This window comes from Haloarchaeobius litoreus (assembly GCF_024495425.1).
GTDB lineage: Archaea > Halobacteriota > Halobacteria > Halobacteriales > Natrialbaceae > Haloarchaeobius > Haloarchaeobius litoreus.
In genome coordinates, this window is sequence record NZ_JANHJR010000002.1 from 286096 (window position 1) to 298672 (window position 12577).

Below are 12577 nucleotides of genomic sequence, written 5' to 3' on the forward strand. Positions count from 1 at the left end.
ATTAACTAGCATTGGGGTATGTCGCTTGAAAGCTGTTACCCCGACAAATCGCCGGCAATCGACGACCTGCTGGACGTGCTGTGTGACAACCTTCGACGCGAGACCATCCACTACTTCGAGAACTGCACCGAGGAGAGGACAGCGACGGTCGACGAGCTGGTCGCACACATCGACGACCGGGTCCCTGCGCCACCGCGCGAACAGCTCCGAATCCAGCTCCGTCACGTCCACCTGCCGAAGCTCTCGGACCGGGGGTGGCTCGACTTCGACGCCGACACCGGTCGTGTCAGGTATCGAGGCAACGACCAGGCGGGGCAGCTAACGAGAGAAGTGCACGAGATATTCTGACCGGCAGTCCGAATCGGGGTCGACGGTTCCTCTGCTGGCTCTCAGCTGTTCAGGCGCAACGACATCTCCAGTTCGAAGCTCTCGGAGCCACAGGTCTCGAAGCCCACGTCGTGGTAGAGCTCGACGGCGGCACGGTTCCAGCGTTCGACGGTGAGCCAGACGCGTTCGATGCCCTCGCGTCGCCCGTAGCCGAGCAGCGTGGTGAGCAGTTGCCGGCCGATGCCGGCGCGCTGGTGGGACTGGAGGACGAAGATGGCCAGCTCGTAGGCGCACTCCTCGCCCTCGTGGCCGCTGGTGTCGGGGACGAGCGTGGCGTGGCCGACGACGGTGTCGCCGTCGAGTGCGACGACGTTGAGCCCCTCGCCGAAGATGGTGTCGAGCCACTCGCGGATGCGTCCCTCGCCGCTCGGGGGGATGCCCTGGGCCCGGTCGGCGGGGTCGAAGTCGCAGTACATCTCGGTGACGGCGTCGACGTCTGCGTCGTCGGCGGTCACGACCGATATCTCGCGGTCCTCCTTGTCCGCGAACGTCTGTGGCGGCTCGGGGAACGGACCGGCCGGCTCCTCGGGGTAGACTCGTTGTCGGGTCATCGGACGAGCCTCACGGTGACGTTCGCGTTGAGCAGGACGAACTCGGTGATGGGTCCGAGCCGGATCTTCCCCATCGGGCTCTCCGTGCCGCCGCCGATGGCGAGCTGGTCGAACGATTCGCGCTCCGCGATGTCGACGAGCGTGCTCCCGGGGTCGCCGGAGACGACGCGGACATCGGCGTCGAGCCCGGCCTCGGTGACGAGTTCGCGGGCGGCGGCTGCCATCTCGTCCTGCGAGCGCTTGGCCTCCTCCTTCGGGACGACCACGACGGTCAGGTCGTCGCCGGCTTCCCGGGTGCGGTCGATGGTCTTGCGCAACGTCTTCACCGACTCGTCGCTCCCGTCGATTCCCAGCAGCACCTTCATACCCACCCACTCCGCCCGAACCGTGAAAACGGTTGCCCTCGCAAGCTGAAACCGCCGTTTCAGCCAGCGATACGGCCTTTATGTCGGCTGTCGTCTCTCGGTGTATGCGACGTTCCCTTCAGGTAGTGGTGTTGCTGGCCGCCATCGCGACGGTGGCGGTCGGCGTGGGTGCCTTCGCACTCATGACGGACAGTTCCGGCGACGCGACCGGCCCATCGACGACCGAACCGCCGAGCGTCGACGGCGACGCGTCGGTCGAGCAGTTCGAGTCCGACGCGGCGTTCGCGGAGTACGTCAGGGCCTCACAGCGCGACAGCGGGGGGTTCTTCGGTGGCGGTCGGGTCACCTTCCAGGGCGGTGAGGAGGTGGCCGTCGAGACCGCCGACGCCGCGACCAACAGCCAGCGTGCGGGCGGCAGCGACGGTGGTGGCAGCGACGCCCGCATCTCCGACACGAACGTCCAGGTCCAGGGTGTCGCCGAGCCGGACCGGCTCCAGACCGGACAGAGCACCCTGTACTACGCCGACGGCCGGTACTGGGGCGGCGGCTACGTCCGCGAGGACGGCTACGGCCGGACCAGGATCATCGACGCGAACGACCCCGCCGCGCCCGAACTCGTCGGCGGTATCGACGACTCGGGGCAGCTCCTGCTCGTGAACGACACGCTGGTCGTGCTCTCGAACGAGCGCGTCACGGGCTACGACATCTCCGACCGGGAGACCCCCGAGCAGGTGTGGTCGGTCGGGCTGAACGCGCACATCCAGACCGCCCGCATGACCGAGGGCCGGCTCGTCCTCGTGCTCCAGCAGGGCGTCACGCTCGACGACCCGTGCCCGGTCGAGCCGTTCACGGACCGGCCCGGCACGGCCTGCACCGAGGTCTACCACCCCGGCCAGGGCGCCGACGCCTCCGTGACGTACACCGTCGTCTCGATGGACCCGCACACCGGCGACGAGCACGACCGGGTGACGTTCCTCGGCACGTACCAGCACTCCGCCACGTACGTCACGAACGACTCGGTGTACCTCACGTACACGCAGCGCACGCCATACGCCGAGACGTACCAGGCGTACCTGCAGGGCAGCGACCTGCTCTACGAGCAGGCCCACGACCGCCTCGACGAGCTGGCGACGTACGAGCTCACCCGAAACGCCCGGATGACCGAGCTCAGCGCGCTCGTGCAGGACTGGCTCGCCCGCCAGCCCGCCGACGAGCGCGAGCAGCTCCGCGAGGAGCTCCAGTCCGGCTACGGCGAGTACGTCGACGAGCGCAAGCGCGACCTGCTGCGCTCCGGCATCGTCCGCATCGACCGCGACGGCGACTCCCTCTCCGTCGCCGAGACGGGCGAGGTGCCCGGCCGGCCGCTGAACCAGTGGGCGCTCGACGAGCACGAGGGGACCCTGCGCATCGCGACGACGGTCGACCCGCACGGGGCGACCTCGGTGAACGACGTGTACACGCTCGACGGCTCGCTCGAAATCCAGGGCTCGGCCCTGAACATGGGCGAGACGGAGCAGATCTACTCGGTGCGCTTCGAGGGCGACACTGCGTACGTCGTCACCTTCCGGCAGATCGACCCGTTCTACACGCTCGACCTCTCGGACCCGGCGAACCCCGAGATCCAGGGCGAGCTGAAGCTCCCGGGCTTCTCGCGCTACCTCCACCCGCTGTCGGACGACCGCATCCTCGGGATCGGCGAGGAGGACGGCCAGGTGAAGGCGACGGTGTTCGACGTGTCGGACCCGCAGAACCCGACTGTGGCGGAGTCCCGCATCCTCGACGCCCGGTGGTCCGCGGTCGCACAGACCCACCACGCGTTCCTCTACGACCAGCGCCACGACGTGTTCTTCCTGCCGACCGAACGCGGCGGCTACGTGTTCGACACGGAGCTGAACGAGCAGACGTTCGTCCGCACCGACTCGCCGGCGACCCGTGCGGCCTACGTCGGTGACTACCTCTACGTCTTCTCGAACGACGGGCTGACCGTCGTCGACGAGGAGACGTGGGAGCCCGTCTCCGAGCTTCCGTTCGACCGCGTCGAGACCGAGGAACCGAGCGAGCCCGTCGAGGAGCCCGCCGGTCCCGAGCCGCGCCCGGCCGACGAGCCGGTCTGGCCCGTCGAGCCCGTCGACGCGGAGTGGCCCGCCGGCCCGCCCGGTGCCGACGCGACTCGCTGACCGCGGTCGGTTCGAACGGTCCCGGCCGCGACGACCGGGAGGCTGACACTCTTGGGGCCGGCGACCGCACCACCCTACATGGCGACACAGAACCAGTCCGAGACGTTCGACCTGGGCGGCGAGACGACGGTCAACCGACTCGGCTTCGGCGCGATGCGGCTCACCGGCGAGGACATCATCGGGCCACCGGCCGACGAGGACGAGGCCCGACGCGTGGCCCAGCGCGCGGTCGAACTCGACGTGGACTTCGTCGACACCGCCGACTCCTACGGCCCGGGCGTCTCCGAGCGCATCCTCGGCGAAGCACTCGACTGCACGCGCGACGACCTCGTCGTCGCCACCAAGGGCGGGCTCCTCCGGAACCGCGACGGCGACTGGCTCCCCCACGGCGACCCCGACTACCTCCGCAACGCCGTGCTCTGCAGTCTCGACCGGCTCCGCGTCGACAGCATCGACCTCTACCAGTACCACCGGCCCGACCCCGACACCGACTTCGAGGACTCCATCCACGCCCTCGCCGAGCTCAAGGACGACGGCGTCGTGGACCACGTCGGCGTGAGCAACGTCAGCGTCGACCAGCTGGAGACCGCACTCGACATCGTGGACGTCGCCACCGTCCAGAACCGCTTCAACGTCGGCTACCGCGAGGAGAGCGACGTGCTCGCCGCCTGCGAGGACCACGGCGTCGGCTTCATCCCGTGGTATCCGCTCGGCGCGAGCGAACTCGACGACGACGTCGCCGCCGCCGTCGACGATGTCGCCGACGCCCACGACGCCTCACCGCAGCAGGTCGCCATCGCGTGGCTGCTCGGCCACTCCGACGTGACGCTCCCCATCCCGGGTACCGGCAGCGTCGCCCACCTGGAGGAGAACGTCGCCGCCTCCGCGCTGGAACTCACCGACGACGAGATGGCCCGGCTGGACGCTGTTGGCGAGTAGCGGCAGGGGCTCCGACCGTCCGGTTTGCCACCGGTGGCGCACGGCCCACGAGCGTACCCAACGGAGTGAGGCTGCGAGCGGCGATAATCGGAGGTCTGAAAGCGATAGGCGGCAGGAGAACCTCGACTGACGGCTCTCCTCGCGAGATACGGCGTTGTGTTGCGATTCGGCCTACGTGACGCTGAGTTTTGCAAGCATACACATGATACCGAACATCTCCACATTGGAGAGGTTGGCATCGTCCTCTATCTGGATGCTTTTCGAGGGTTTACTCGCAGGGTTTAGCTGGCGGTCCTCTTGCGCTGTGCAAACGTGCCCGTGAGTTGGTGACGTTATCTCCCACTTTTCCCCGAAGATAAAGTCGGCCACAGGAATCAACGACAGCACCTGACGTATGCGGTCACTCTCAAGGGTCAACAGCGTGTCGCCGGAGTCGTATCGTCTCACCTCACCGCCACCCGTCAATTTCATGTCCACAGTCAGCAGTATCTCGTCGGCGATCGGTGAATAGACCACCTCCCCCGACCGAACCTGCTCCTCCGTCACTTCATCGATGGCGACATGATCCCCCATTTTGGCGATCACTTCCCCATTCGAGTTCTCGACCGTATACCCCGCCCCCATGTCGAATGCAAGTATCGACTCTCCACGAGGATTCTCTATGCGCCACTGGTACGTCCCTCCCCGAAGATGCTGTGTTGGGTCGTTTTTATTCTTCCATCCGACCAGGGTGTAGTTCTTCGCTCTGAAATCAACTCCGGGGATTCGACCGGTAGTAGTCGAAGGCACATCGGTTCCTGCTGAGCCATCCCCAAAAAGTTGATGGCAGAAGATACATTTCGGTTGAGATTGATTTTCGATCCTACCAGTGGTGGGCGTTCGTACGTCACTTACAGTCGCGTAGCTGCGGTATCCCACCTCGTTCTTCAGCACGTATCCGAACACCACCGAGAGAGGGGGACAACACTGAAACGACCGCACCGAGAACCGACCCGGTAATGCAGACGGAGGACACGACGAGATGAGCCTCGAATCCCAGTTCGTCGAACTGTTCGGGACGAACGCCCTCGTCTGGGGGCTGGTCGGTGGGCTCGTCATCGCCGGCATGAACCTCCTCGGAGCCTGTCTGGTGTTCGTCTGGACCGACCCCTCGGAGCCGGAGCTCGACGGGCTGCTCGGCTTCGCAGCGGGCGTGATGCTGTCGGCGAGCTACACGAGCCTCATCCTGCCGGGGATCGAACTCGCCGGCGGGAGCCTCCTCCCGGTCGTCGTCGGCTTCGGGCTCGGGGTACTCCTGCTGGACCAGGCCGACGAGTGGGTCCCCCACGTGCACGTGTTCGTCACCGGCCGCAAACGGACCGAGGGACGCGGCGACGACGCCCGCGTCGCTTCGGTCCTGCTGTTCATCGTGGCCATCACGCTCCACAACATGCCCGAGGGACTGGCCGTGGGGGTGGGGCTCGGGTCGGCAGCGCTCGACCCGACCGCGGCCGTCGACGGGCAGTCCGCGCTCGGGAACGCCCTCTCCCTGATGTTCGCCATCGGCATCCAGAACATCCCGGAGGGGTTTGCGGTCTCGGTCGCGGCGGTCAACGCCGGCCTCGGCAAGCGGTTCTACGCCGCGTTCGCGGGTATCCGGGCCGGGCTGGTGGAGATCCCGCTCGCGCTGTTCGGCGCGCTCGCGGTCAGCGTCGCCGCCCCCATCCTGCCGTACGCGATGGGCTTCGCGGCGGGGGGGATGCTGTTCGTCATCAGCGACGAGATCGTTCCCGAAACGCACGCCCGCGGGAACGAACGCGTCGCCACGCTCGGGACCATGGCTGGCGTGCTCGTGATGCTCTCGCTCGACGTAGCGCTCGGGTGATACAAGGGGCTCTAGGGAGGTGCATACACCTCCCTCGACTACGGTACACACACGCAGGAGAGGCTTTTACCCGTCGAGCACGTCCCGTCTAGTATGACTACCCCCCGTGTCGACGCACCCGGCGACGGCACTCGAACCCGTCGCAAGGCCACGCTGTTCTGTGGGGCCTGCGACCACGAGAGCCCGTCCGATGGTGACTGGCTCTTCCACGACCGCTCGTCGGGCACCGCCCTCGTCTGCCCCGACTGCGGCCAGACCCTCACCGTCCGCCCCGACTACGGCGACGCCGAGGACGCCGACGACCGCAACGGTATCGCGGTGCTGGCGGCCACCCCCGCCCGCCTCCTCAGTGACTACGCCACGGCCGTCAACCGCGCCGCGAACGCCTGGACCACCGGCGACTGAGCCGCCGGGGCAAACCACATCCTACTTACTGCCCCCCGTCGTTCCTCCGACCGAATGGACGACCCCGTCCTGCTCACCGGCGCGTCCGGCCACGTCGGCACCGCCATCCTCGACGAGCTGGCCGACGACTACGAGTGGCGGTGTCTCGACCGCGACCCGCCGACCGACCCCGACCGGTTCCCCGGCGAGTTCGTCGTCGCCGACGTGACCGACGAGGACGCCATCCGCGACGCCGTCGCGGGCTGTGGCGCGGTCGTCCACCTCGCCGGGGACCCGCGTAAGACCGCGCCGTGGGACAGCGTCCTCGCCAACAACATCGACGGCACCCAGAACGTGCTCTCGGCGGCCGTCGACGCCGGCGTCGAACGCGTCGCCTTCGCCTCCTCGAACCACGCCGTCAAGCACTACGAGACCGAGCGCAAACCCGACCTCTACCGCACGGGCGACGAGTTCCGGCTGGACGGGAGCGAGTTGCCGCGACCGGGCAACCTCTACGGCGTCTCCAAGGCCAGCGGCGAACTGCTGGGCCGGTACTACCACGACGAGCACGACCTCTCCTTCGTCGCGGTCCGCATCGGCAACCTCACCAAGGGCCACCCGCCGAAGGACTACGAGCGCGGGCAGGCGATGTGGCTGTCGTACCGCGACTGCGCACACCTGTTCGACTGCTGTCTCACGGCTGAGTACGGCTACGAGATCGTCTACGGCATCTCCGACAACGACCGGAAGTACTACTCGCTGGAGAACGCGAAGGAGGCCCTCGGCTACGAGCCGCTGGACAACTCGGCGGACTGGACCGACGAGTAGCGGAGATAAGAAGCCCTCTTAGGAAGTAAGGGGAATCCGTATTTTCCTGCGTTTCTCCCGCCCTGTTTTCGTAGCCATACAGGGCGTGTTGGTGGGTCGTCGCCATCTGTCGGTTCACTCGTAGTACAGTCTGGAGGGTTCTAGTTCTTTCAGTGAGAAAGATGAACCGGAAGCAAATTTTCGGGTGTTGCCCTCACCTTGATGTTTGGATTGCTCTCTAACCAATCAATGTAATCTCCATATTGGAAGACATGGAGCTGGTCGTATTCTTCAGGAAGGATGTGTTTAGAGGTATATTTTAGTTGATGATAGTCATCTTCAGGCATAACAGCACTAAAAGAGGAGTAAGAAGAGATATGAAAGTATGTGATATCACCTACACATAACAGTACTGCACCGGATTTATCATGTCTACCAATTTCGATTAGATGTGGCCAAAAGAAGATACAGCCGTGACGTTTCGAATTTGGAATTTGATAATTGTCTTCTGCATGGTGCCTATATGGATTCTCGAAGCCGTCAGACATGATATCCTCTGCCCAACCGAGGTTCGTTTCATGCGCTACTACCGCTTCCCCTTCCTCCAAGGCAATCTTCGAAGCATGTTGCCCAATCAGGGTTTGAATCTCGTCTCGGTCTCGGTTATCTGTCTCAATAAGGACCCGAGGGTCGGCGGCTTGGGGTGGAGCAAAAGCTTCGACACATTGTCCTCTAGAAAAGATATAGTCAAGCCGGTCTTGCGTGCAATCTATTGTTCTGATGTTCTCTATGTCCCTACGTTTAAGCACAGGAACAAGGTAGCAGCCCAGCTATCAAATTAGTAACGGATAAAGAAATGATTCGATGCGTGATACTGCGAGAGGTATAGATGTATGACTTCACGCGAAAGTACCACTCGCTGGAAGGGTGACGAAAGTGTTTAGGTACGATCTTCTGGATTTAGTGGGGACCGTGGCGGATAATCGATGATTCTACCAGTTGATGAATAGAGTTCACCCAAAAATTATATTTCCGGGCACTATAGCTGTCCGGGTAATGGATGAAGGAAACAAACAAGAATCAGTGGAAGTATTTCAAGAACTGTATAACGAGTTTAGAGAATATCATGAAGAATCACAAGAACGAGAATTCCAACGCCGGCGCGAAAATGTTCAAGTACTAATTGCTCTTGCTGTCATTGGTGGGTATATTTCATTTGAGGCAAGCCGGAAGGATTTTTTCAATACTGGGCTAAGTGAGATAGTGCTTCTCGCTTTAGTTTCCAGCAGCGGAGTTTTCTTATTTATTAAAATGACTACAATAACGGTGCGGCCTGATTTCAATCATCCAAAAATCGAATTCTTTGATGAATTAGTTGCGCCCATGCTCTACTTGCTCTCTGTCTATGGCCTTATTGGGGTAGCCGGTATCACAGCATTATTGAATTACATTGATCAGATTCCGTTGGAAGTTAGGATTATCGCACAGGGGATCGCTATGGCAGTCGCTATCTTCGGAGTGGCAAGCTATGCATCTCGAGCCCGCCTCCGACGAATTGCTAAATCTGAAAAACAACTTCGTACTAAACTCGCGGCCACGCTCTCCCTTCTACAAAATAAAAATATTATTGAAAGTTCAAAAAGTGATGAGTTAGCAATGCGGTTCGATCGTGTGCTCTCACATGACCGTGAATTTAGTTTACTCGATGGATTCATTGCTGGCTCGTCAAGTACGGGTTCCGCATTCACTCTCCGAAGTTCAGATCGAAAGCGTCTCAATAACGTAGTTGAACGGATTCGGATCCGTCTTGGACAGGGTACTGACGTTAAAGAGGATGTTGAAAGATTAGAGGAAATCCTAACAGAGATTGAAGAACGTTAACGACAACTATTGGACTTATGCCTGCAACCGCCCGTGCTTAAATAGCAGGGCCACCTCACCCAGACGTATGCAGGTCGGGTCCCGGCGTGCCATCGTGAACCCAATCAGCGGCGGCGGTGGGCACGCGGACTACGCGCGACGACTCCTCGGAGCGCGCGGGTTCAAGGTCCAGGAGACGGCGGGCCCGGAGGACGGTGTGGAGCTCGCGCTGGAGGCCGGGCGCGACGGCGTCTCCGAGCTGGCGGTCGTCGGCGGCGACGGCACGGTGAACGAGGTGCTGCGCGGGCTGTCGGCGGCGGATCACCTCGGCGAGGTGACGCTGAGCGTCGTCCCCGCGGGCACCGCCAACATTTTGGCCAGACAGATCGGCGTCGTCGGCATCGAGCAGGGCGTCGAGGTCGCGGACACCGGCGACGTGCGCACCATCGACCTGGGGATGGCGGACGGCCAGCCGTTCGTCGTCTCCTGTATCGCGGGCTTTCCGGCCGAGGCGAGCGTCGCGGCGACGAGCGACCTGAAGGCCAGGTTCGGCACGCTCGCGTTCCTCGTCACGGGCGCACAGGAGGCCCTGGAGTTCGAGCCGCTCTCCATCGACGTGGAGGTGGCGACCGACGACGGCGACGAGCGCTGGTCCGGCGAGGCGCTCTGCGTGCTCGTCGGCAACGCCCGGAAGTTCGTCGAGCAGGGTGGACAGGCGGACCTCGAGGACGGGTTGTTCGACGTGGCCGTCGTCGAGCGGATGCCGACGAGCAACCTCGTCGCCGAGGCGGTCCAGCACCGGCTGCTCGGCTCGGGCAGCGAGAACGTCACGCACTTCCAGGCCGCCCGCGTGACCGTCAGCGACGCCGACGGCGAGCCCATCACCTTCAGCCGCGACGGCGAACTGAGCGAGCACGAACGCCTCGCGCTCGACGTGTCGTCGGGGGCGCTCGACCTCCGCGTCGGTGCCGGCTACACCCCACACCCCGAGTAGTGCGGGTCAGTCGAACAGCCCCTCGACGTCGCGCTCGCGATGCCGGCGCTGGTCGACGTGCCCCGCGAGGCGCTGGTGGATGATCCCTCGATTCGCGGGGTCGGCGGCGAAGTCCCGCACGAGATGGACGAACCGGCTGTTCTCCCGCCCGTCGGCGAGGTCCTCGCGGGCGTAGGTGATCCCGCTGTCGATGGTCTCCTCGTCGTAGCCCTCGCGCTCGGCGTAGACACCCGCGGCGACCGCCGCCGCCGTGAAGTCGAGGTCCGCGAGCCGGACGTGTGTGCCTTCGTGGGTCAGAAGCGGCGCGCCGCGGCGGTACAGCACCTCCGGGTCCCGCGCTATCTCGGCGAGGACGCGCCGAACGCGCCCGACGTCGATGCCACGGTACTCGTCGGGGAGGCCGGACAGGTACTCCTCAGCGCTCTCGACGAGCCCGACGCAGCCGGCCCAGTTGCGGCCGTAGCCGTGGTGGACCGCCGCGGTGAACTGGATGAGCCCGTGGAGCAGTCGCTCGTCGTCGGTGCCCGATTCGAGGTCGAGCCAGCGGTCCTCCCACGCGTCGTGGGCGTCGTGGAAGTCGCCCGCGTTGAAGACGGCGATGCCCGCCCGCAGGTGCTCGCGCATTCATCCCTGGCTACGGTGGCGGGCCGGAAACCCCTTTCCGGTTCGACGCAGCCGGCATTGTCACTTATTAGCACGGCAGCCGATGAATCGAGTATGCACGCTGCACGACTCCACGAGTACACCGAGGACATGAGCCACGGGCTCTCCATCGACGAGGTCGAGCGCCCGACGGCGACGCACCCCAACCAGGTGGTCGTCGACGTCGAGGGTGCGGGCTGGTGCCAGACGGACAACCACATCATCGAGGGCATGTGGACGGAGTACGTCGAGCAGGACCTCCCGATGACGCTCGGCCACGAGAACGCCGGGACCGTCGCCGAGGTCGGGTCGGCGGTGACGCTGGTCGAACCCGGCGACCCCGTCGTCTGCCACCCCGTCCAGACGTGTGGCACCTGCCGCCCTTGCCGGCAGGGCGAGGACATGTACTGCGAGAACCAGTCGTTCAACGGGCTCACGACCGACGGCGGCTTCGCGGAGTACCTGCTGACGACCGAGCGTGCCGTCGTCCCGCTCCCCGACGGCGTCGACCCAATCGACATCGCCCCGCACGCCGACGCCGGTATCACGGCCTACCACGCCGCGAAGAAGGCGACGCGGCGACTCAACCCGGGCGACATCGCCGTCGTCATCGGCGTCGGCGGCCTCGGCCACATCGGCGTCCAGTGCCTCGACGCGATGAGCGCCGCCGACATCGTCGCCGTCGACCTCAAGGACGCCGCACTCGACCTGGCCGAAGCCGGCGGCGCGGACCACACCGTCAACCCGACCGAGAGCGACGTGCCGGCAGTCCTCGACAGCTTCACCGACGGCGTCGGCGCTGCACAGGTGCTCGACTTCGTCGGCGCGGACGAGACCACCGGCTACGCCCCCGACATCGTCGCCGCCGGCGGCGACCACCACGTCATCGGCTACGGTGGCCACGTCCACGAGCCCTGCCAGGCGCTCGTCAACGGCGAGTTCTCCTACGAGGGCAACATCGTCGGCCGCTACGCCGAGCTGCAGGAGCTCGTCGCCCTCGTCGAACGCGGCGACGTCGAACTCCGCACCGAACGCCACGACCTCGACGAGATCAACGAGGTCGCAGAACGGCTCGAACACGGCGAGATCGAGGGCCGGGCCGTCATCGTTCCGCCCTGAGTTGGGCTCGTCGTGGTGGTATGCTGAAAACGTCCGGACGGAGTTCTACGCGAACGCAGTGAGCGTAGAGCACGACTGACCGCAAGCGGTCAGTCGGAGTCCCCGCGAGCGTAGTGAGCGGGGGCAGGGCGGACGTGATGGAGTGACTGAACGGAGTGAAGATACGAAGGAACGTCCGGACGGAGATTTGAACTCACTCGCTTCGCTCACTCCGTTCGCTGCGCTCGCTGCTCAGATCTCCGCGCGGAGTTTCCTCCAGCGCGGACGAACCGCTCGCTGGCGCTCACGGTTCTGCGCTGGAGAGAAATGTCCGGACGGAGTCCCCGCGAGCGTAGCGAGCGGGGGCAGGCCGGACGTGACGTAGTGACTGAACGAAGTGAAGGAACGAAGGAACGTCCGGACGGAGATTTGAACTCCGGTCCCTGGCTCCGCAAGCCAAGAGGATAGTCCACTACCCTACCCGGACTCATCTACACGTTCCGCGGAGA

14 protein-coding genes and 1 tRNA gene are annotated in these 12577 nt (G+C 64.3%); 9 read left to right on the top strand and 6 right to left on the bottom strand.

Translation table 11 applies throughout. The annotated features are described in order from the left end of the window. Window positions 1–18: 18 nt before the first annotated feature. On the top strand, window positions 19–348 hold the full coding sequence (locus NOW55_RS08285; protein WP_256399630.1) for a DUF7344 domain-containing protein: 330 nt from the start codon (window positions 19–21) through the stop codon (window positions 346–348). 41 nt (window positions 349–389) lie between these two features. Here the strand turns inward: NOW55_RS08285 and NOW55_RS08290 are convergent, their stop codons facing one another. Both NOW55_RS08290 and NOW55_RS08295 read right to left on the bottom strand, forming a co-directional pair. Then, entirely contained in the window at window positions 390–938 is a 549-nt protein-coding gene (locus tag NOW55_RS08290; protein ID WP_256399631.1) for a GNAT family N-acetyltransferase, read from the bottom strand. Continuing rightward, window positions 935–1303 carry a universal stress protein gene (locus tag NOW55_RS08295; RefSeq protein WP_256399632.1) on the bottom strand — a complete coding sequence of 123 codons (369 nt, stop codon included), beginning with the start codon at window positions 1301–1303 and terminating at the stop codon, window positions 935–937. Before NOW55_RS08295 ends, NOW55_RS08290 begins: the two co-directional genes overlap by 4 nt. Window positions 1304–1407: 104 nt before the next feature. Between NOW55_RS08295 and NOW55_RS08300 the strand changes: the two genes are divergently transcribed. After that, window positions 1408–3480, top strand: a complete 2073-nt coding sequence (locus tag NOW55_RS08300) for a beta-propeller domain-containing protein (RefSeq protein ID WP_256399633.1) — start codon at window positions 1408–1410, stop codon at window positions 3478–3480. Between the two features lie 78 nt (window positions 3481–3558). Further along, complete coding sequence (locus NOW55_RS08305; protein WP_256399634.1) at window positions 3559–4419, top strand: aldo/keto reductase; 861 nt, start codon at window positions 3559–3561, stop codon at window positions 4417–4419. Between the two features lie 171 nt (window positions 4420–4590). On the opposite strand, the gene NOW55_RS08310 is transcribed toward NOW55_RS08305, so the two are convergent. Beyond that, on the bottom strand, window positions 4591–5208 hold the full coding sequence (locus NOW55_RS08310) for a hypothetical protein (protein WP_256399635.1): 618 nt from the start codon (window positions 5206–5208) through the stop codon (window positions 4591–4593). 232 nt (window positions 5209–5440) lie between these two features. Here NOW55_RS08310 and NOW55_RS08315 point away from each other — a divergent pair, with 232 nt between their 5' ends. From NOW55_RS08315 to azf, 3 genes are all read left to right on the top strand, one after another. Then, on the top strand, window positions 5441–6283 hold the full coding sequence (locus tag NOW55_RS08315) for a ZIP family metal transporter (RefSeq protein WP_256399636.1): 843 nt from the start codon (window positions 5441–5443) through the stop codon (window positions 6281–6283). A 93-nt stretch (window positions 6284–6376) separates the two neighbouring features. After that, the gene (locus NOW55_RS08320; protein ID WP_256399637.1) at window positions 6377–6688 is read left to right on the top strand and encodes a DUF8106 domain-containing protein; all 312 of its coding nucleotides are present in this window, start codon (window positions 6377–6379) and stop codon (window positions 6686–6688) included. Between the two features lie 54 nt (window positions 6689–6742). Continuing rightward, window positions 6743–7495, top strand: coding sequence for an NAD-dependent glucose-6-phosphate dehydrogenase Azf (gene azf / locus NOW55_RS08325; protein WP_256399638.1), 753 nt, complete (start codon window positions 6743–6745; stop codon window positions 7493–7495). A gap of 149 nt (window positions 7496–7644) precedes the next feature. On the opposite strand, the gene NOW55_RS08330 is transcribed toward azf, so the two are convergent. Next, the gene (locus tag NOW55_RS08330) at window positions 7645–8082 is read right to left on the bottom strand and encodes a hypothetical protein (RefSeq protein ID WP_256399639.1); all 438 of its coding nucleotides are present in this window, start codon (window positions 8080–8082) and stop codon (window positions 7645–7647) included. 448 nt (window positions 8083–8530) lie between these two features. On the opposite strand from NOW55_RS08330, the gene NOW55_RS08335 reads away from it, so the two are divergent. Next, window positions 8531–9355, top strand: a complete 825-nt coding sequence (locus NOW55_RS08335) for a hypothetical protein (protein ID WP_256399640.1) — start codon at window positions 8531–8533, stop codon at window positions 9353–9355. A 67-nt stretch (window positions 9356–9422) separates the two neighbouring features. After that, window positions 9423–10328, top strand: coding sequence for a diacylglycerol/lipid kinase family protein (locus NOW55_RS08340; RefSeq protein ID WP_256399641.1), 906 nt, complete (start codon window positions 9423–9425; stop codon window positions 10326–10328). 6 nt (window positions 10329–10334) lie between these two features. On the opposite strand, the gene NOW55_RS08345 is transcribed toward NOW55_RS08340, so the two are convergent. Continuing rightward, on the bottom strand, window positions 10335–10952 hold the full coding sequence (locus NOW55_RS08345) for a DUF309 domain-containing protein (protein ID WP_256399642.1): 618 nt from the start codon (window positions 10950–10952) through the stop codon (window positions 10335–10337). A 93-nt stretch (window positions 10953–11045) separates the two neighbouring features. On the opposite strand from NOW55_RS08345, the gene NOW55_RS08350 reads away from it, so the two are divergent. After that, window positions 11046–12089 (top strand): NAD(P)-dependent alcohol dehydrogenase, encoded by a 1044-nt coding sequence (locus NOW55_RS08350; RefSeq protein WP_256399643.1) that lies wholly within the window; start codon window positions 11046–11048, stop codon window positions 12087–12089. A gap of 393 nt (window positions 12090–12482) precedes the next feature. Here the strand turns inward: NOW55_RS08350 and NOW55_RS08355 are convergent. Further along, window positions 12483–12555: transfer RNA gene (locus NOW55_RS08355), tRNA-Arg, on the bottom strand. Window positions 12556–12577: the final 22 nt, after the last annotated feature.

Excerpts from the sequence above, each read along its gene's own strand:
- NOW55_RS08285 (WP_256399630.1), top strand. The coding sequence starts at position 19 with ATGTCGCTTGAAAGCTGTTACCCCGACAAATCGCCGGCAATCGACGAC.
- NOW55_RS08290 (WP_256399631.1), bottom strand. The coding sequence starts at position 938 with ATGACCCGACAACGAGTCTACCCCGAGGAGCCGGCCGGTCCGTTCCCC.
- NOW55_RS08295 (WP_256399632.1), bottom strand. The coding sequence starts at position 1,303 with ATGAAGGTGCTGCTGGGAATCGACGGGAGCGACGAGTCGGTGAAGACG.
- NOW55_RS08300 (WP_256399633.1), top strand. The coding sequence starts at position 1,408 with ATGCGACGTTCCCTTCAGGTAGTGGTGTTGCTGGCCGCCATCGCGACG.
- NOW55_RS08305 (WP_256399634.1), top strand. The coding sequence starts at position 3,559 with ATGGCGACACAGAACCAGTCCGAGACGTTCGACCTGGGCGGCGAGACG.
- NOW55_RS08315 (WP_256399636.1), top strand. The coding sequence starts at position 5,441 with ATGAGCCTCGAATCCCAGTTCGTCGAACTGTTCGGGACGAACGCCCTC.
- NOW55_RS08320 (WP_256399637.1), top strand. The coding sequence starts at position 6,377 with ATGACTACCCCCCGTGTCGACGCACCCGGCGACGGCACTCGAACCCGT.
- azf (WP_256399638.1), top strand. The coding sequence starts at position 6,743 with ATGGACGACCCCGTCCTGCTCACCGGCGCGTCCGGCCACGTCGGCACC.
- NOW55_RS08335 (WP_256399640.1), top strand. The coding sequence starts at position 8,531 with ATGGATGAAGGAAACAAACAAGAATCAGTGGAAGTATTTCAAGAACTG.
- NOW55_RS08340 (WP_256399641.1), top strand. The coding sequence starts at position 9,423 with ATGCAGGTCGGGTCCCGGCGTGCCATCGTGAACCCAATCAGCGGCGGC.
- NOW55_RS08345 (WP_256399642.1), bottom strand. The coding sequence starts at position 10,952 with ATGCGCGAGCACCTGCGGGCGGGCATCGCCGTCTTCAACGCGGGCGAC.
- NOW55_RS08350 (WP_256399643.1), top strand. The coding sequence starts at position 11,046 with ATGCACGCTGCACGACTCCACGAGTACACCGAGGACATGAGCCACGGG.